At 57.1% G+C, this 17,389-nt stretch carries 18 protein-coding genes; 9 read left to right on the forward strand and 9 right to left on the reverse strand.

The genetic code is table 11. The features are described from left to right. Window positions 1-135 precede the first annotated feature (135 nt). Together mntP and K6L24_RS00570 are read left to right on the forward strand one after the other, a co-directional pair. Window positions 136-702 carry a manganese efflux pump MntP gene (mntP, locus tag K6L24_RS00565; protein WP_062743933.1) on the forward strand — a complete coding sequence of 189 codons (567 nt, stop codon included), beginning with the start codon at window positions 136-138 and terminating at the stop codon, window positions 700-702. Window positions 703-736: 34 nt separating this feature from the next. Next, window positions 737-1,501 carry a helix-turn-helix transcriptional regulator gene (locus K6L24_RS00570; protein WP_137268936.1) on the forward strand — a complete coding sequence of 255 codons (765 nt, stop codon included), beginning with the start codon at window positions 737-739 and terminating at the stop codon, window positions 1,499-1,501. Here K6L24_RS00570 and K6L24_RS00575 read toward each other — a convergent pair. Continuing rightward, window positions 1,491-2,123, reverse strand: coding sequence for a LysE family translocator (locus K6L24_RS00575; protein ID WP_084344169.1), 633 nt, complete (start codon window positions 2,121-2,123; stop codon window positions 1,491-1,493). The two genes, K6L24_RS00570 and K6L24_RS00575, sit on opposite strands and share 11 nt — an antisense overlap. A gap of 245 nt (window positions 2,124-2,368) precedes the next feature. Between K6L24_RS00575 and azuC the strand changes: the two genes are divergently transcribed. Then, the gene (gene azuC, locus K6L24_RS22440) at window positions 2,369-2,446 is read left to right on the forward strand and encodes a stress response protein AzuC (protein ID WP_118665912.1); all 78 of its coding nucleotides are present in this window, start codon (window positions 2,369-2,371) and stop codon (window positions 2,444-2,446) included. 303 nt (window positions 2,447-2,749) lie between these two features. Beyond that, complete coding sequence (locus K6L24_RS00585) at window positions 2,750-3,280, forward strand: cysteine hydrolase family protein (protein ID WP_062743929.1); 531 nt, start codon at window positions 2,750-2,752, stop codon at window positions 3,278-3,280. Between the two features lie 70 nt (window positions 3,281-3,350). On the opposite strand, the gene pckA is transcribed toward K6L24_RS00585, so the two are convergent. After that, entirely contained in the window at window positions 3,351-4,967 is a 1,617-nt protein-coding gene (pckA, locus tag K6L24_RS00590) for a phosphoenolpyruvate carboxykinase (ATP) (protein ID WP_222681846.1), read from the reverse strand. Window positions 4,968-5,124: 157 nt separating this feature from the next. On the opposite strand from pckA, the gene K6L24_RS00595 reads away from it, so the two are divergent. Continuing rightward, window positions 5,125-6,018: a LysR substrate-binding domain-containing protein gene (locus K6L24_RS00595; protein WP_222681847.1), complete on the forward strand. Its 894-nt coding sequence runs from the start codon at window positions 5,125-5,127 to the stop codon at window positions 6,016-6,018. Between the two features lie 57 nt (window positions 6,019-6,075). Here K6L24_RS00595 and K6L24_RS00600 read toward each other — a convergent pair whose 3' ends face one another. From K6L24_RS00600 to K6L24_RS00615, 4 genes are all read right to left on the reverse strand, one after another. Next, window positions 6,076-7,248: a Gfo/Idh/MocA family protein gene (locus tag K6L24_RS00600; protein WP_222681848.1), complete on the reverse strand. Its 1,173-nt coding sequence runs from the start codon at window positions 7,246-7,248 to the stop codon at window positions 6,076-6,078. Window positions 7,249-7,262: 14 nt separating this feature from the next. After that, entirely contained in the window at window positions 7,263-8,183 is a 921-nt protein-coding gene (locus tag K6L24_RS00605) for a TIM barrel protein (RefSeq protein WP_222681849.1), read from the reverse strand. Between the two features lie 32 nt (window positions 8,184-8,215). After that, a complete protein-coding gene (locus K6L24_RS00610) occupies window positions 8,216-9,646 on the reverse strand; it encodes a sugar porter family MFS transporter (RefSeq protein ID WP_245006703.1) in 1,431 nt (476 codons plus the stop codon). A gap of 200 nt (window positions 9,647-9,846) precedes the next feature. Further along, window positions 9,847-10,878, reverse strand: coding sequence for a LacI family DNA-binding transcriptional regulator (locus tag K6L24_RS00615; protein WP_222681850.1), 1,032 nt, complete (start codon window positions 10,876-10,878; stop codon window positions 9,847-9,849). A gap of 247 nt (window positions 10,879-11,125) precedes the next feature. Between K6L24_RS00615 and K6L24_RS00620 the strand changes: the two genes are divergently transcribed. Together K6L24_RS00620 and K6L24_RS00625 are read left to right on the forward strand one after the other, a co-directional pair. Then, entirely contained in the window at window positions 11,126-11,743 is a 618-nt protein-coding gene (locus tag K6L24_RS00620) for a TetR/AcrR family transcriptional regulator (RefSeq protein ID WP_118665234.1), read from the forward strand. Then, window positions 11,740-12,606 (forward strand): helix-turn-helix domain-containing protein, encoded by an 867-nt coding sequence (locus K6L24_RS00625; protein ID WP_062743922.1) that lies wholly within the window; start codon window positions 11,740-11,742, stop codon window positions 12,604-12,606. The genes K6L24_RS00620 and K6L24_RS00625 overlap by 4 nt, the downstream gene beginning before the upstream one ends. A gap of 128 nt (window positions 12,607-12,734) precedes the next feature. Here K6L24_RS00625 and K6L24_RS00630 read toward each other — a convergent pair whose 3' ends face one another. The 3 genes from K6L24_RS00630 to K6L24_RS00640 all read right to left on the reverse strand — a co-directional run bounded on the left by K6L24_RS00630 (window position 12,735) and on the right by K6L24_RS00640 (window position 14,585). Beyond that, window positions 12,735-12,947: a YdgH/BhsA/McbA-like domain containing protein gene (locus tag K6L24_RS00630; protein ID WP_062743921.1), complete on the reverse strand. Its 213-nt coding sequence runs from the start codon at window positions 12,945-12,947 to the stop codon at window positions 12,735-12,737. Window positions 12,948-13,217: 270 nt separating this feature from the next. Next, window positions 13,218-14,138: a nucleoside hydrolase gene (locus tag K6L24_RS00635; RefSeq protein WP_062743920.1), complete on the reverse strand. Its 921-nt coding sequence runs from the start codon at window positions 14,136-14,138 to the stop codon at window positions 13,218-13,220. A 51-nt stretch (window positions 14,139-14,189) separates the two neighbouring features. Next, a complete protein-coding gene (locus K6L24_RS00640; RefSeq protein ID WP_118665238.1) occupies window positions 14,190-14,585 on the reverse strand; it encodes a polyketide cyclase in 396 nt (131 codons plus the stop codon). Between the two features lie 195 nt (window positions 14,586-14,780). Here K6L24_RS00640 and K6L24_RS00645 point away from each other — a divergent pair, with 195 nt between their 5' ends. Both K6L24_RS00645 and K6L24_RS00650 read left to right on the forward strand, forming a co-directional pair. Further along, window positions 14,781-15,698, forward strand: a complete 918-nt coding sequence (locus K6L24_RS00645) for a DMT family transporter (RefSeq protein ID WP_118665240.1) — start codon at window positions 14,781-14,783, stop codon at window positions 15,696-15,698. A 137-nt stretch (window positions 15,699-15,835) separates the two neighbouring features. Further along, window positions 15,836-17,308, forward strand: coding sequence for a UbiD family decarboxylase (locus tag K6L24_RS00650; RefSeq protein ID WP_062743917.1), 1,473 nt, complete (start codon window positions 15,836-15,838; stop codon window positions 17,306-17,308). Window positions 17,309-17,389 lie beyond the last annotated feature (81 nt).

A 17,389-nucleotide genomic window follows, 5' to 3' on the forward strand; every position in this document is an offset into this window, starting at 1 on the left:
TTTTACTGTCTTTTTTTCTGGCGATTAGCATGCTAGGATGCGTCTCACTTGAACAGGCTTATGAGTATTTTTACAACATAAGCTGATGTTTTAACGACCTGAAGCGCCGCTGTGCCTTCAGCCCGGATAAATACAATGAACCTATACGCAACCCTGATTCTGGCTTTTGGTATGTCGATGGACGCCTTTGCGGCGGCGATCGGCAAAGGGGCCAGCCTGCATCGCCCCAGCCTGAAAGAAGCGCTGCGTACCGGCCTGATCTTTGGCGCGATAGAAGCCCTCACCCCGCTGATCGGCTGGGCGATTGGTCTGGCCGCCAGCCAGTACATTATGGCGTGGGATCACTGGGTGGCGTTTGGCCTGCTGTTTATTTTAGGCAGCCGCATGATCATCGAAGGGCTGCGTAAGAAAGAGTGCAAGCCGGAAGAAGCGCCTGCGAGCCACGGTTTCTGGCTGCTGGCCTGTACGGCGGTGGCGACCAGCCTGGATGCGCTGGCCGTAGGCGTGGGCCTGGCGTTCCTGCAGGTGAACATCGTCACCACTGCACTGGCCATTGGTGCGTCCACCATGATAATGGCCTCGGCCGGTATCCTGCTGGGCCGTTTCCTGGGCCCGGTGATGGGAAAATGGGCAGAAATTTTCGGCGGTGTAGTGCTCATTGGTATTGGCTGTAGTATTTTAGTGGAACATCTGGGCCGGTGAATGCACTCTCCGGCCTGTCAGGGGCGGGGTGGATATGGCGTTATCGATAGTCGACTGGAACAGCCACAATCAGATTGAATGTTCGCACCTCACTGCCAGCCATGCGGCGTTCCCGCTGCACACCCACGAAGAATATGTCATCAGTGCCAACCTCAGCGGCATTGAAACCCTCAGCCTGCACCGGCAAACTCTGTTCGTTCACGCAGGCGATATCACTATTTACAATCCTGAAACGCTGCAGTCTTCGCAGTTTGGTGCCGATCCGGTGGAGTTTTACAGCATTCATCTGCCGCGTCAGGTGTTTGCCGATCCTGACGATCGATCTCCGCCGATCCTGTATGAAGGGGTACTGCGCGATCCCACGCTGTTTGCCGCCATCTGCGGCTACGTGCAGTCAGGCGATGAAGAACAGGAGCAAAGCCTGCTGTGGCTGACCAGCCAGTTATTGCAACACCGTCGCGGCAGAAAGCAAGAACCTGCCCCCCTTCCCGTGGGACGGGCGCTGGAGTGCATGCGCGACAATCTGACGGTAAAGCTGACGCTGGACGAACTGTCTGCCGCTGCCGGACTGAGCAAATATCATTTCGTGCGGCAGTTTCGTCAGCAGACGGGCATTGCCCCGCTGCAATATCATATGCAGCTGCGCCTGCTTGCGGCGCGTAATCTGCTGCGTGACCACCACAGCGCCCTGGATGTGGCGCACCGGTTGGGCTTTTACGACCAGAGCCACTTTATTAACAGCTTTCGCAAAATGATGGGGATCACCCCCCATCACTATCTGCGCAGGCTCAGCCGATAAATTCACGGTAGCCGGAGAGGATGACGTAACCGGCGAAATAGCAGAAAATCACCGCCGACGCGATATATGACCAGCGCAGCATCTTCGCCCCGAGCATGCGTCCGCCAACACTCCCCATCGCACACAGCACCGCCGTCCAGGTCACGCCCGCCAGGAAAAATCCGCTGAGGAACCATCCTGACGCCGCTGTGCCGCTGCTGCTCATCCGCGAAATCAGAGCACCACCGACCGCGGCAAACCACAGGATCGCCGTGGGCGATGACATGGCGAGGAAAATACCCCGGAAGAAATTCTGACGAATACTGAGTGCCTGGCCGATGTCTCCGGCACTGAGATCTGCCGTCGGGCGCAGGGCGTTCTGCACCATTTTCCATGCAAACCACAGCAGGATGAGCGATCCCCCGATCCACAGCACCCAGCGCACCGCAGTGAACTGCAACAGCACCGCCATGCCTGCCATCGCGAGGATCGCATAGATCAGATCGCCCACGCAGGTGCCGATCCCCAGCCAGAAGCCGTGAAAGTAACCGCGCTGCATGGCCAGGGTGATCATCGCAATATTGGCGATGCCGATATCCAGACACAGGGAAAGACTGAGAAGAAAACCATTTGAAAAGGGCATTTGCGTCCGACTGATGAGGGAAGAGAGGCCCATTATGTTCAGGCTTTTCCCTGAAATATTGGAAAAAATTGCGCCTCCGGCAGAGGGGGTATGCCTGCCGGGCGGCGAGGCCGTTTAGCTCTGGTTTATCTTTTTATCGGCATACTGAGGGCGATTATGTGATCTGGCTCATAAAATATTGCCTGAAAAATGGGCTGCATGTATAATTTTCTAGCAATATTCAATAAAGCGGCATACAGGCCATCATGAAAAAATTCTTCAAATACGTGTTCCGGGTTTATGTCGACACCTTTAAACACGTACCGCCCGGGGCTGTTCTTTAAGCCTGGCTGCACCGAAAACCCTCGATAATGCGTCGGTCAGGGATTGACCGATGGTTATCACCCGTTTCGATTATCCCATGAGAAAGCTATTGCATAACCGTCGCGTCTGCGCGAATCTGTCCTCTATGCAACCGACTCAGCTGTGCCTTACCACCCCAACCACCACCACCGCTTATGGCGGCGTGTGGCGAGTTTGCGTGTCTGAGTAGTTAGCACACCTTCCCCCACCCGCCGGTTTCCGACGGGGTCGTTTATTTCTCCGTCGTGACTGGTGTTAATCAGGATTGTTAAAGGAGAAATAACATGTCTGACGCCTCCGCGTTATTAGTGATTGATATGCAGGCAGGCTTACTGCACGGCCCGCAGGAGCCTCACGATAAAGCCGGTTTACTGGCGAACGTTTCCCATCTGATCGTCGCGGCCCGTTCGCAGCAGGTGCCGGTCTTTTTTGCCCAACACACCGGTCCGGCGGGATCGCCGATCGCCGCTGACAGCATGGCGTGGCAGCTGGCTGCGGAACTGCCGCGGGCGCAGACGGACCGCTGTTTTAACAAAGCGCGGCCCAGCTGTTTTGCCGGCACGCCGCTGCTGGCATGGCTGCAGGCGTCTGACGTGAAGCGGCTGGTGATCGCCGGAATGAAAACAGAATACTGCGTTGACACCACCTGTCGGGCGGCGGCAGATCTGGGGTTTGACGTGGTGCTGGTGAGCGATGCCCACAGCACCCCGGACAGTGGCGTGCTCACCGCCGCGCAGATAATTGCCCATCATAATGCAACGCTGGCGGGGCCGTTTGTCCGTCTGGTCAACACGGCGGATGTGCGCTTTGTGTAACGGAGCCGGACAGCCTTCAGCAGGATAAACGGAATAAGGCCGGTAAGGCCTTATTCCGCCTGAGGGAGGATCAGAGGGTTGGCCCGGCCTGAGCGATACGCGCGCCGTCTTCTGTGCGGGTGTACTGGGCAAAGTTGTCGATAAATAAGCGGGCTAATTTTTCGGCCGCCTGCTGCCACTGTTCTGCGCTTTCCCAGCCATTGCGCGGGTCAAGCAGGGCATCCGCCACCCCCGGAACCTGAGCCGGGATCATCAGCTCAAAGATCGGCAGCCGGGTATCATTCTGCGCAATCGTCCCGTTAAGGATAGCGTTGATAATATTGCGGGTATCCTTCAGCGACAGGCGCTCCCCTTTACCATTCCATCCGGTGTTGACCAGCCAGGCTTCTGCCTGTGTTTCCGCCATTTTTTCTGCCAGTACGCTGGCATAACGGGTCGGTGGCAGCATTAAAAAGGCGGCCCCGTAGCAGGCAGAAAAGGTCGGTGTCGGCTGGGTGATGCCGCGTTCAGTGCCGGCGAGTTTAGAGGTAAATCCGGACAGGAAGTGGTACTGCATCTGTTCACGGGTCAGGCGCGAAACCGGCGGCAGCACGCCAAAGCCATCCGCCGCGAGGAAAATCACTTTCGACGGATGGCCTGCAGCGGACACCGGGCGAACGATATTCTCAATATGATCCAGCGGGTAAGAGACCCGGGTGTTTTCCGTTTTGCTGCCATCAGCGAAGTCGATGCTGCCATCGGCCTTCACCACCACGTTTTCCAGCAGCGCGTTGCGGCGGATGGCGCGGTAAATTTCCGGCTCTGCGGCTTCACTCAGATTGATGGTTTTGGCATAGCAACCGCCTTCAAAGTTGAAGACGCCCTCCGCGTCCCAGCCGTGTTCGTCATCACCGATCAGCTCGCGCAGCGGGTCCGTGGACAGCGTGGTTTTACCGGTGCCGGACAGGCCGAAGAACAGCGCAACATCCCCCGCAGCGCCCCGGTTGGCGGAGCAGTGCATTGAGGCAATTCCCCGCTGGGGCAGCAGGTAGTTCATCACCGAGAACAGCCCTTTTTTCATTTCGCCGCCGTACCAGGTTCCGCCGATCAGCTGAATTTTCTCGGTCAGATTGAAGGCCACAAAGTTTTCAGAGTTCAGCCCCTGTGACTGCCACTGGCTGTTGGTGCACTTTGCGCCGTTCATTACGATGAAATCAGGGGTGAAGTTTGCCAGCTCTTCTGCGGAAGGGGTGATAAACATGTTTTTCACAAAGTGCGCCTGCCAGGCGACTTCTGTCACCACCCTGACCGCCAGCCGCGAGTCGGTATTGGCACCACACCAGGCGTCGACCACGTAGAGTTTTTTCCCTGACAGCTGCTGGCAGACCAGCGCGCGCAGTTCTGCCCAGACGGCTGGCGACAGCGGTTTATTATCATTACGGCCATTGCCGGCGTCAGACCACCAGACGGTATCTTCGGTCAGAGCATCCCTGACGATATATTTGTCGCGCGGGGAACGCCCGGTAAACTCGCCGGTATCCACCGCAGCCGCACCGGAGGCGGTCAGGGTGGCGCGTTCCCAGCCGGTAAGCCCGGGCGCGGTTTCATGCTCCATCAGCAGTTCATAGCTGGGGTTGTAAATCACGTCATGAAGGTCGGTAATACCAAGGTCTGACAAAGCGGCTTTTAGAGATACAGTGCTGGACATGAGATACCTGACTAGTAATGGTCTGAGGATGGGTTAACGGTTTGTTGCGAACTCGTGCAGGAATACTAGCACTGGATAATGGATGCTCTAATTGCATAATTTCTATGCTGCATGCTAAATTTGCATAGCGCTTTTGCGACAGGGGAAACAGACATCGATGATCGGTAATCTCGAAGTAAAATGGTTTTATGATGTGATTGCCCTGGAGGAGAGCCGGAGTTTTACCCAGGCCGCAGAGAAGCGAAATATTTCGCAGTCCTCCTTCAGCCGCCGTATTCAGTCCCTTGAGTCTGCGCTGGGTTTTATGATTTTTGACCGCAGCAAAAATCCGTTACAGCTGACACAGCAGGGTAAAAACTTTATCGGTTATGCCCGCAATATGCTTGATGATATGGATTTCCAGCTCAACCGAATCAAGGGGTTAGACAACCTCAGACAGAGTATTAAAATCGATGCAGCCCCGTCGTTATCCGTGCTGCTGCTGCCCGAAATGATTGCCGGATATAACGACAGCCTGGAGCGTATTCATTATGTTGAATCGATTAACGTGGATGAGGCGGTTTATAACCTGAAAGAGGGCAAGTGTGATTTTATTCTGAGTTTTTATAACGAAGAACTGATGAACTTTCCCTTTGTCCATCATAAGATTTTCGACTCCCACCTGCACCTGGTCACGCCCTGTGACGAGCACGGTCAGCCGCTGTATTCCCTGAGTAACGATATTCTGCCCCTGATGAAATATGCCAACGACAGCTATATGGGACGACAGGTGAATCAGGTGATCGATACGCTGTCTGACGACACCTTTTCACTGCGGTTTGTCTCGTCGATGAGCGAACTGCTGAAGCGCATGATCGTTAACGGCCAGGGGGTGGGCTGGCTGCCGCAGTATTCGATCAAAGATGAACTGCGTGAGGGCAGGCTGGCCATTCTGGATCCTGCGGTGTCGCTGGGAATTAAAGCCTATGTCTACCGCTCCGGCTCCAGGCTGAATTTGTCTGCGGAGCGATTCTGGCAGTATATTCGCTCCCAGCCGACACGGCGGGAGTAACGCCCCGGGGAGAGGCGGGGCCGATCGGCTTTTTCGCCCCGCCCGGCACAGGGCCTGTTACGCGAAATCGACCCAGGTCGCGCCCGCATCGGCTGACGCAACGCAGCGCTCCACCCACTGCACGCCGGCCACCCCGGCATGGACATCTGGATACCAGAAATCTGCCAGCAGCGCGTTATCACCCCGGTCGGTCGCATCCATGGCAATCGCAAAACGGCGGTACAGATTCGACCAGGCTTCGAACAGCCCTTCCGGATGGCCGCCGCCAATACGGTCTTCTTCCCGCGCACGCGGGGCCAGGTAGCCCATTCCCCGCTCCAGAATACGCACCGGCTCACCCTGAATTTCATACCGCAGCTGGTTTGGCTGTTCGTCCCACCACTCCAGGCTGGCTTTCGATCCGATCACGCGGATCTTCTGGCCGTGCATCGATCCGCAGTTCACGGCTGAACACCACAGCGATGCCACCGCCCCGTTATCGTACTCCATCAGGACAAAGGCGTTATCCTCCAGCGGCGCACGGGTTTTAACAAAGCTCTGGCGTGAACACATCAGGCGTTTGATTTTCAGATCGGGCAGCATGGTTTCTGCCAGGAACAGCGGGTGGGTCGCCAGGTCGCCCAGCACGTAGCTCGGCCCGACGAAGGCCGGATCGACGCGCCAGCGGGTGCTCGGGTTATCCAGCTCGACCGCTTCATTATGGAAGCCGTGCGAGAACGACATATTTACAATGCGAATATCGCCCAGCAAACCTTCCGCAATCATACTGCGCGCCTGCTGGATCAGCTGATGACCGGCGTAACCGTAGGTGACGCCGATAATTTTATGCTGCCTGTGGCTCAGGGCGGCCAGCTCTTTCGCTTCTGCAGTGGTAAAGCACAGCGGCTTTTCACACACCACGTGCAGGCCAGATTCCAGCGCGGCTTTACAGATGGCGAAATGCGTATTATTGGGCGTGGCGATCGATACCGCTTCAATGCCGTCAGCACGCGCGGCTTCTTCAGCAAACAGCGTCTGATAGTCCGGGTAGCAGCGATGGCCATCCACGCCCAGACTCTCGCCAAAGGCGCGGCCACGTGCCGCATCAATATCGAACGCGCCCGCGACCAGGGTAAAGGTGCTGTCGCGCAGCGCAGCCGAACGATGGATATAGCCAATCTGGCTGGTTCCGCCGCCGCCTACCATGCCCCAGCGCAGGGAACGATCGAGAGGTTTAATGCCGTTAATCATCTGATATTCCTTAATTAAAATCCGACAGCGGTGAGATAACGCAGGCTTTCGGTCACGTCGTGCAGACTGCCGTCGGCCTGGCGCGGGTCGCGTTCCTGTTCGATGGTGATCCAGCCCTGGTAATGGCGCTCCGCGAGGAAGGCACGCACGGCCGGATAATCAATTGCCCCCTGGCCAATCGGGCACATCACCCCTTCGGCACAGGCGGTAAAGAAGTCGAGTTCACGGGCGAGGACATCGCGGAATACCGCGTCGTTCACGTCTTTGAAATGCAGATAATCAATGCGCTCAAAATAGTGCGCCAGCGCCGGGATCGGATCCATGCCGGCGTAATAAAGGTGGCCGGTATCCAGGCACAGGCCCGCTACGCTGTGCGGGATGGCCTGCACCAGCTTTTCCAGTTCATCGGCAAATTCAATGTTGCCGCCCGCGTGCGGGTGGATCACCGGGCGTACACCGTAGGTATGGGCAATACGGCTAATCTCTCTGATGTGATCGATCATGCGCTGCCAGTCACTGTCGGACAGGCGAGCGGCTTTGTCGTACTGCCCGGCGAAGCGCGCACGGTCGGCATTACCGAAGTCGATAATCACCAGATAGGGGGCCGGCAGGTTATCGCCGTGAACGGGTGCGGCCGTGGGAACGGCCGACAGATGGCGGCACAGGTGATGAGTCAGTGCAATCATCGCCGGGAAGTTCGCTTCGCTGACCAGGTCGTCAAAGATCGTTCCCGCCACAATCGTCAGGCCATACTGCTGCAGTTTTTCGCTCAGCAGTGCCGGGTCAGTGGGCAGGTAGCCCCAGGGTCCCAGCTCAATACTGGAATAACCGGCCTGCGACGCCTCTTTCAGCACCTTCTCGTACGGGGGCAGGTAGGGGTTTTTCGGGTCATCCACCCCCCAGCTGCAGGGGGCATTAGCAATATAAATGGTCATGTTAGTGTCCTGTCGTGATCATTAAACGGCACTCAGAGAGTGGCGGCCTTGCGTGCTTGTTTGTGGCTTTCGAAGCGTTGCAGCACCAGTGCTTCCATTTTTTCCAGCGAGACGCCTTTGGTTTCCGGCAGCAGGGCTTTGACGAACCACCAGGAGGCCAGAGAACACACGGCGAACAGCAGGAGCGGGAATGCACCGTGGAAGTGATCGTTAAGCCAGGCGTTCTGGTTCATCATCGGGAAAGACTGGCTGACAAAAAAGTTACCGGCCCACATGGCGCAGATAGAGAAACCCATGCCCGCGCCGCGCAGATGTGTTGGAAAGATTTCGCCAATGACTGTCCAGACCACCTGGCCCCAGGTACCGCCGAACAGGAACATAAAGCCAAACAGACCGATGACGGAGGCCCAGCCGGTCATACCGCTGTAGAAGGTCGTGAAGGTCACCAGCAGACAGAGAGCAGAGCCGAGGGAACCAATCAGCAGCAGCGATTTACGGCCCATTTTGTCAATCAGCATCATGCCGGCCACCACTCCAATGAACTGCAGAACGGCCAGCCAGATGGTCATGTACATCGCTTCCTGCATGTTGTGGGTCACATTCATCAGCAGCGTCGGACCGAAATACTGGATGACGTTAATCCCGGTGAGCTGGTTGAAAAGCGCCAGTCCAACGCCAATCACCAGGAAAATAGCGCTCTTGCGGTTGAAGTTGACGCGTTTGCGCTTTTCCGGTGTGTCGGCGTTATCGCGCAGTGAATCCTGAATTTCCGCCATCACGCGGCGCGCATGTTCCGGCGTTGAGATGCGCGACAGGGTGTGCAGTGCCTGCTCATGGCGGCCGGCCATCGCATTCCAGCGCGGAGATTCCGGAATAAAGCCGACAAACAGGAAGAACAGCACGCAGGGTACAACGGCTGCACCCAGCATCCAGCGCCAGCCGTAGGCATTTAACCACTCCAGGTCGGCATTTTTGGCGATAAGGTAGTTAGTGGCCAGCACCAGTACTTGGCCGCCCACGCAGCAGATCATATGCATGGTCATGGCGCGGCCGCGATAATCTTTCGGGGCCACTTCCGCAATGTAGATAGGGGAGATCACCGAGGCGAGGCCGATGCCAAGACCGCCGATAATGCGGAACACTACAAAGGTGGTGAAGTCCGGTGCCAGCGCGGTTCCGGCCACCGACACCACAAACAGTATCGCCGTGACGATCAGCATTTTTTTGCGGCCATAGCGATCTGCCAGTTTCCCCGCCGCCAGGCAACCGATGATACAGCCGATGATGACATTGGAAACGGCCCAGCCAGTTTCGGCAGGAGAGAGTTGATAATGGTGGCTGATAGGTTCGATAGCACCGGAGATAACCGACGAATCATAGCCAAACAGCAGGCCACCCAGCGCGGCGACAGCGCAGATCGCCATCACATACGCCATGTTGTGTTTTGGTGTTGTCCGGGACACAAGATAATCCTTCCGTTGTTATTTGAAGGAAGTATCAAACAAACGTTCCATTGATCACAATGATGGAATATTTGTTTTTTGATGGCGATCTCACTAAATTTGATAGTTTTAAATGATAAAATTCTATCATTTCAGCGAATTCAGCGGGTTATTCGACAGGGGTAACCAGCGGGTCGGTGGGGGCCGACCCGGCGAGGGGCTCAGTAGTTCTCTTTAGTGATCAGTTCAAAACCACTGGTAAGGGCAATAAAGCCGCCATGTTCATCGCGGCTGGCCAGCTGCATCGCCTCGACAACGCGGGCAGCCAGCTCATCCAGCCGGTGAGCGATCATCATGTCCAGCGTGCCGTCGATCAGGGCCAGCTGCGCATCCTGCAGTGGCCCGTGGCAGATCAGCGTAATCTCGTGCCGTCTGTCGCTGTCGCGCAGCGCATTGACCACCCCTTCGACCCCGCCACACGGGGCATAGATCACCGACAGCTCCGGATGACGCCGGATCAAATCAGCGGTCACCTGATAGCCCTGCGCCACGTTTTCAAAACTCTTTACCGGTTCCAGCACCGTATGACCCGTGGCGTACTCCCGCAGGTAGGAACGGAAGCTGATCTCACAGGTTTCCTGACATAAAAAACGATTATCACCGACGATAACCCCCACTTTACCCGGCGGGCCGCTCAGACGTTGCACGGCCCAGGCGGCGGTTCTGCCCGCTTTGCGGTTATCCAGACCGATATAGCCGGAGTGACCGCAGGGCGACAGGTCGGAGAGAACAGTAAAGACGTTGACACCCTTCCGGCTGGCTTTCTCAACCGCCCGGCGGATCAGCGCATTGTCGAGGGCAATCAGTGCCAGAACATTCACGCGATCGCTCAGGCTGTCGATAGCGGCCGCCGTTTCTTCAATCGCGTGGATATCGTGAAACGCGAATTCAACGGCTGTCCCTGCCTGTAAAAACGGGGCGGCATGCTGTTCCAGCGCCCGGGCAAAGGTATCGTAAAACGAATAGTCACGTGACAGCAGGATCACCCCAATACGCAGTGTGCCTGCGCTCTGGCGTGGCACCGTGGCCGTGAGAAAATCAGGGTCGAAACGGTAGCCAAGCCGCGAGGCGGCCTGAATCACGCGGCTTTCCGTATCCGGACGTACCGGTGCCCGACGGTTCAACACGCGGTCAACGGTGGCAACGCCCACGCCCGCTTCGCGGGCAATGTCCGTCAGTGTGGTTTTTTTCATCAGAGAGCCCTTGATAAGCGTTATGACAAAAAACTATCACGTCTGCTGACGGCGCAACAGCACAGGCGCGGAGGTAAATACTCAGGACATGAAGCGTGTCAGATTATTTTTTTTGTTTTAGATGAAATAAGATTCAAAAATTTCATTTCAGGACGTGCCGAAAGGAGCTTAAAAAAAACTGAAAATGGCCAGATTTATGCTATCGTGCTGCAAACATACCGTGTGGTATCTTTGAAATGAAAACGTCATGAACAATCACTCTCTCTCCGCCCTTTCTCTGCGGGCAGCACTCTGCTGTGAGCGAGGCTATAAACGTAAAAAACAGCCCGAGCAGGTGCGGGCGGCGCTGATCCACAGTGCCGCTGAACTGGCTGCGATGCAGGGGCTGGCAGGTGTGACCGTGCAGGCGGTGGCGGCGGCCGCAGGTGTGACAAAAGGGGGATTCTTTCATCACTTCCCCCATAAGCAGGCGCTGCTGGATGCAGTATTTGATCACTTTATGGCAGAGAACGAGCAGGCGATTGACCGCATGATGGCGGCCGACGACCTGGCGTCAGGCTGCTTCACGCGCGCTTATATCAGCGTCGCGTTCGACGATATTTTACAGGCAGAGAAAAGCCTGAGCATGCCGCTGTCGCGGTCAATGATGGGCTCGCCCGAACTGTGCGAACGCTGGGCGGCGTGGCTGGCCGGGCGGCTGCAACGCCACCATGACACCGACAGCGAGCCACAGCATGAAGTGGCGCGGCTGGCCGCTGACGGCGCCTGGCTGGCCTGTTCCCTGGGAAATTCCCGGGGCATTCGTGACCCGTTAACGCTGAAAAACTATTTGCTGACACTCACCAGAGAGCATCATTCACCGTGAAAACGACCTTCAAACAGGAAGTGGTTTACCAGCTTCTGCACTGGCTGGAAGGGAATATCCATACGCCACTCTCCATCAATGATTTCGTTGAGAAATCGGGCTATTCCAAATGGCACCTGCAACGTATTTTCAAAGAGGTGACCGGGCAAAAGCTGGCGTCGTACTGTCGTCAGCGGCGGCTGACCTCCAGTGCGTTTATGCTGCGCCTGTTTGATAAGCAGATTGACTCCGTGGGCAGCGAACACGGTTTCTCCAGCCATAATGTCTATCACAAAACCTTTAAGCGGCATTTTAACGTCACGCCGGCGCAGTACCGGGATGCGTTGCACTGGTCCTGCAAGGGATTATGCCCGCCGATCAATCTCACGACCCAGCCCGTGCCGGAGGGCCGTCTGGTCGAACTGGATGCGATGACCTTACGGGGACGGGTGACGGATTATGCGTTCACGCAGGACACGATCTGTCACTTTTGCTGGGATAAGCGTGAAGCGCTCTGGCGGCAGCGGCTGGCAGAGGCGGCGGCTCATCCCGGTGCGCTGTACGGTTTATCGAACGTGATTAAAGGGGGGCCGCGTGCGGATGACTGCGCCACCCTGCAGTATCTCGCCTGCTTTCATCCTGACGCCGGGGGAACAGAAACCCCGCTGGTTGAGATTGCGGTCGAAAAACAGACCTATCTGCACTTCAGTTTTAATGGTGAAGCGCAGCAGTTCGCTGACTTTATTAAGCTGATTTATGAGCACGCGTTGCCGACCGCAGGCGCTGTGCGTCGCGATGGCTATGATATTGAACGTATTGATCCGCAGCGTTTCAGCGCGTCACGAAGTGGTCGCATCGATTATTACGTGCCGGTGCTGGTCTGACGCCAGGCTGGACGTGGCGAAGGCGGTGGGGTTCGGACTGGCGGCGGCAGGATCGGGTATGCCCGTTCCCTGGATAACAGGGACCGGGCATATAACCTTAAGTCAGGTGACTGGCAGTCAGGCAGAACTTATTTCAGCAACTTGGCCGTCATATGAACGCCGTTGTTGGTGTTGGCTTCGATAATTTTGTAAGACGATGCACCGGCCTGCTGTGCCTGAGCGGCGATTTTCGCTTCAGCGCTGTCCAGGGTGCTGCCGGTTGCGGTGACGCTCTGCGCAAAGCTGGCGAAAGAAACCGTAGAGAGCATGATAACAGCAGCAAAAGTTTTGATAGATTTCATGGGGTCATTCCTTCATTAGATTTGTTTGGGTAAGGCGTTTTGCCTCGTTGGAAACAATAGTACGCCTGCTAATGAAGTTGTGATAGCGGAGTGATTTGCTGTTGTTTATCAAAAAAATTGATTGATAATTGACCGCGTTTTACATAACTTGCAGAGCACTGACTTTTGCTGCGCTTTCACCCCCTGTCTTGACCCCAGTTGACACAAAACCGCCCGCCGTGAGGGAAATCACCCCGGCGGGCGGTTTTGTGTCAGTCAGCCGCCGTCAGTTCAGTTCTGCAGCGTAGCAAGGAAATGCGCTTTGACTTTCTCAGCCTCGACGGTCAGGCACAGTTTCTGCACGCAGCTGCCGGCAAACGGATCGTCGTAGGAGGCGGCGCTGTGCAGCTGACGCAGCGTCTGGCCACGGCTAATCCCCTCAGTGACCACCCGCACCGGCGACGCCGTCACGCCAAACCATTCCGGGTGGCAGAGGTAAGCAATGGTCAGGGTATCGTGCAGCGGCATGCCTTCCGTTCCCTCTTTTTCGCGGCTGTATTGCAGATAGCGGCGGGAGATGGCTTCCAGCACCGGGTGTTTCAGGGCGCGTATCTCATCGCCGCTGACCAGCACCTGATGGGTGACATCCAGCGGCAGCAGCACGACAGGCAGCCCGGCGTTCAGCACCTGATCTGCGGCGTGCGGATCTTTCCAGATATTAAACTCAGCAAACGGGGTGACGTTACCGCTGTGACCCTGAGTCCCAAAGGCACCGCCCATGATCACCAGCTGTTTGATCTGCGGCACGATATCGGGCGCCTGGTTGATGGCCATGGCAATATTGGTCAGCGGGCCGATAGCCACGAGGGTAAGGGCATCGGGGTGGGCGCGTACGCTGCGGATAATAAATTCAATGGCGTTATCCGCGGCCCCGTTCCACGGATTGTCAAATACACCACCCAGTCCGTCCTCGCCATGTACCGCCCAGGCGGGCGTCGACGGGGCGTGGGCCAGCGGCCGGGAACTGCCGCGATAGATCGGCACATTCAGGCCAATCTTCTGGCTGAACAGCCGGGCATTACTGACCGCCTGGCTGACCGGCACATTGCCAAAAACCGTGGTGATGCCAAGAATATCGAGGCTTTTTGCGGCAAAGGCGAGGGCGAACGCGTCATCGACGCCAATATCGGTATCAAAAATTATCTTCTGCATCAGATTTTCCTTTCCGTTGGGCTGCGCGCCCCAGCCTCCCTGGCAGCGTTGTCAGGTGGTCAGCAACGTATGCAGCGCCTGTAAATCACGTTTAACACACTCCAGCTCCTGGGCAAATTTTTCATCCGACACCAGCGGCTGTCGAAAGACGGTGATCAGCACCTGCGATCCCTCTTCATTCGCCACGATACGCATTGGAACAAAGATCTCTTTGCTGTAACCGCCGTCGATGTAGTGGTCCATGATGCAAAAAGGGTTATGCGTCGTAAAGCGGACTTTCACCGGGCCGTGCGGCCCGCGCCCTTTCCAGCCGTTCCCTTCCGGCTCCAGCGGCCCCTGGCTCAAACCCGAGGCCCACTTGGGGAAAAACTCCGGCTTCCAGATCGTTTCATACAGGTCTACCCAGTTACGGTGGATAGCCAGGCTAAGGGTGTGTGAGGACAGCATAAAACCTCCGGTCAGTGTTCAGTAGCGAATTTAAGCACCCCCGCCGACAGATGAGAAGCCCCGGAGGGCCTGTTATGTCTATACCACGACACAGCTCGCAAATTCATGTCAGCGATCTCAATGGCCGTTAACGGCTTGTTTTGCCAGCCTGCCCGGCCTATAAATACGGCTCAACGAAGGACGGGGAGAAAGGGTATGAAGCAAGGGGATATCGGGCGCTTAGTTCTGCTGGCCGCCATCTGGGGGGCCAGCTTTATGTTTATGCGCGTGGCCACGCCGTATTTCGGTTCACTGAATACCGCCTTTTTGCGCGTGCTGTTTGGTTGCCTTGGCCTGCTGACGCTACTGCGGGTACTGCGGGTCAGGATCCACTTTAGCGGCAAGGCGCTGCCGGCCGTGTCGTTAGGTGTGATCAATTCAGCCGTTCCGTTTGCGATGTACTGTCTGGCGGCAAAGTGGCTACCGGCGGGTTACTCCGCCATTCTTAACGCGACCACTCCGCTGATGGGCGTGCTGATTGGGGGGCTGTTTTTCAGCGAAAAATTTACCCTGAGAAACATCGCCGGGGTGCTGCTGGGTCTGCTCGGTATCGTGCTGCTGACCACCACCGGCAGCCTGGCCTTGTCGCATGAAGTACTGCTGGGTATTGCGGCCTGTCTGGTGGCGACGGCCTGCTATGCCAGCGCAGGCTTTCTGACGAAAAAGTGGATTGGCGATCGCGGCGGCATGGATGCACGACTGGTGGCGCTGGGCAGTCAGATCGGGGCCAGCGTTTTCCTGCTGCCGTTCTTCATCGGGTCGCTCCTCACCCAGCCTGCGGTATCGTGGTCTCATCCCGGCGTCTGGCTGTGCGTGCTGGCGCTCGGCCTGGTGTGTACCGCCTGGGCTTATATTCTTTTCTTCCGTCTGATTGCCGATATTGGCCCGCTGAAAACGCTGACCGTTACCTTCCTGATCCCCCCGTTTGGCGTGCTGTGGGGCTATCTGTTCCTCGGGGAGACGCTGTCGCAGGGATTTATCGCCGGGGGGCTGGTGATCATCGTGGCGGTATGGCTGGTGGCCGGGGGCGTGAAAGCAAAACCGCACATCGAAGAGGTCTCCCTCAAATCCTGACGCCCCTCTGAAGACGGAGGGGGGATGCGCTGCCCGCAGAGCATGAGCAAAAGGGTATAGCGGGTAACTTTTTCAGTGATATCCGGTGCGGTGGCTGGCCTGCATACTGATGCCATCACCACCATACGGAGACGACGATGACACCTGCTGTTCACGATCTGCGCTCTGCGCTGGCCCTGCTGGCCGACCTCCCGGGCGAACGGGTGGATACCGATACTGAAGTGGATGCGCATGCGGAACTGTCCGCCGTATACCGCTACGTGGGCGCGGGCGGGACGACCCGGCGGCCGACGCGCGAAGGGCCGGCAATGTTATTCAACCGGGTGAAAGGCTTTCCTGATTTCCGCGTCGTGACCGGCATACTGGCCTCACGGCGTCGCGTGGGTCATCTGCTGGGCTGCGATCCGGCACGCCTTGGCCATTTGCTGATGGACTCGGTGAGTCATCCCATTCCACCAGTGCTGACGCAACAGGCCGACATCCCCTGTCAGGAGGTGGTGCACCTCGCCAGCCATCCGGATTTTGACCTGCGCACGCTGCTGCCCGCCCCGACCAACACTGAAGAGGATGCCGGTCCCTATTTCACCATGGGGCTGTGCTATGCCAGCGATCCGGAAACTGGCCAGTCCGATGTGACCATTCACCGGTTGTGTATTCAGGGGCGCGATGCGCTGTCGATGTACTTCGCCCCCGGCCGCCATCTGGATGTGTTTCGTCAGAAGGCGGAAGCCGCCGGGCAGGCGCTACCGCTGACCATCAGCATCGGTGTTGATCCGGCCATTTACATCGGTGCCTGCTTCGAGCCACCCACCACGCCGCTGGGATTTGATGAACTCAGCGTTGCCGGGGCATTAAGAGGGCGTGCGGTGGTATTAGCGCAGGCGCGCACGGTGGATGCGCGAGCCATTGCTCATGCGGAAGTGGTGATTGAAGGGGAACTGGTGCCGGACGTGCGGGTACGTGAAGACCAGAACACTCATACCGGCAAGGCAATGCCCGAATTTCCCGGCTACACCGGGGCGGCGAATCCCGCACTGCCGCTGATCAAAGTAAAAGCGGTCACTCATCGCCAGCAGCCTATCCTGCAGCACACCATTGGCTGCAGTGAAGAGCATGTGAATATGGCCGGTATTCCGACCGAAGCCAGCATTCTTGGCATGGTTGAACGCGCGATGCCGGGACGTCTGCTGAATGTCTATGCCCATCCGGCGGGGGGCGGGAAGTTTCTCGCCGTTATGCAGTTTAAGAAAAGCGGGCCGATGGACGAGGGGCGGCAGCGTCAGGCGGCGCTGCTGGCCTTTTCCGCCTTCCCCGAACTTAAACACGTCATGCTGGTTGATGAAGACGTGGATATTTTTGACAGTAACGACGTGCTGTGGGCGATGCAGACGCGCTATCAGGGGGATGTGGATACGCTGTTTATCCCCGGCGTCCGCTGTCATCCGCTCGATCCGTCGCAGATACCGGCCTTCAGCCCCACCATCAGCGATAAGGGGATCGCCTGCAAAACCATTTTTGACTGTACGGTGCCCTACGCGTTGAAAAGCCAGTTCCAGCGCTGCCAGTTCAAAGAGGTGGACGTAAAACGCTTCCTGCCGGATTTTACCTGAGCAGCAGACCGGCCGCAGGGGCGCGCTGTCTGCCGGTCGCCCCGAAAAGCATCACCGGTTTCGTCGCACTGACTGCATTGC

The sequence above is a fragment of the Erwinia persicina genome, assembly GCF_019844095.1.
Taxonomy (GTDB): domain Bacteria; phylum Pseudomonadota; class Gammaproteobacteria; order Enterobacterales; family Enterobacteriaceae; genus Erwinia; species Erwinia persicina.

Coding starts and splice junctions, on each gene's coding strand:
- mntP (WP_062743933.1), top strand. CDS start 136: ATGAACCTATACGCAACCCTGATTCTGGCTTTTGGTATGTCGATGGAC.
- K6L24_RS00570 (WP_137268936.1), top strand. CDS start 737: ATGGCGTTATCGATAGTCGACTGGAACAGCCACAATCAGATTGAATGT.
- K6L24_RS00575 (WP_084344169.1), bottom strand. CDS start 2,123: ATGCCCTTTTCAAATGGTTTTCTTCTCAGTCTTTCCCTGTGTCTGGAT.
- azuC (WP_118665912.1), top strand. CDS start 2,369: ATGAAAAAATTCTTCAAATACGTGTTCCGGGTTTATGTCGACACCTTT.
- K6L24_RS00585 (WP_062743929.1), top strand. CDS start 2,750: ATGTCTGACGCCTCCGCGTTATTAGTGATTGATATGCAGGCAGGCTTA.
- pckA (WP_222681846.1), bottom strand. CDS start 4,967: ATGTCCAGCACTGTATCTCTAAAAGCCGCTTTGTCAGACCTTGGTATT.
- K6L24_RS00595 (WP_222681847.1), top strand. CDS start 5,125: ATGATCGGTAATCTCGAAGTAAAATGGTTTTATGATGTGATTGCCCTG.
- K6L24_RS00600 (WP_222681848.1), bottom strand. CDS start 7,248: ATGATTAACGGCATTAAACCTCTCGATCGTTCCCTGCGCTGGGGCATG.
- K6L24_RS00605 (WP_222681849.1), bottom strand. CDS start 8,183: ATGACCATTTATATTGCTAATGCCCCCTGCAGCTGGGGGGTGGATGAC.
- K6L24_RS00615 (WP_222681850.1), bottom strand. CDS start 10,878: ATGAAAAAAACCACACTGACGGACATTGCCCGCGAAGCGGGCGTGGGC.
- K6L24_RS00620 (WP_118665234.1), top strand. CDS start 11,126: ATGAACAATCACTCTCTCTCCGCCCTTTCTCTGCGGGCAGCACTCTGC.
- K6L24_RS00630 (WP_062743921.1), bottom strand. CDS start 12,947: ATGAAATCTATCAAAACTTTTGCTGCTGTTATCATGCTCTCTACGGTT.
- K6L24_RS00635 (WP_062743920.1), bottom strand. CDS start 14,138: ATGCAGAAGATAATTTTTGATACCGATATTGGCGTCGATGACGCGTTC.
- K6L24_RS00640 (WP_118665238.1), bottom strand. CDS start 14,585: ATGCTGTCCTCACACACCCTTAGCCTGGCTATCCACCGTAACTGGGTA.
- K6L24_RS00645 (WP_118665240.1), top strand. CDS start 14,781: ATGAAGCAAGGGGATATCGGGCGCTTAGTTCTGCTGGCCGCCATCTGG.
- K6L24_RS00650 (WP_062743917.1), top strand. CDS start 15,836: ATGACACCTGCTGTTCACGATCTGCGCTCTGCGCTGGCCCTGCTGGCC.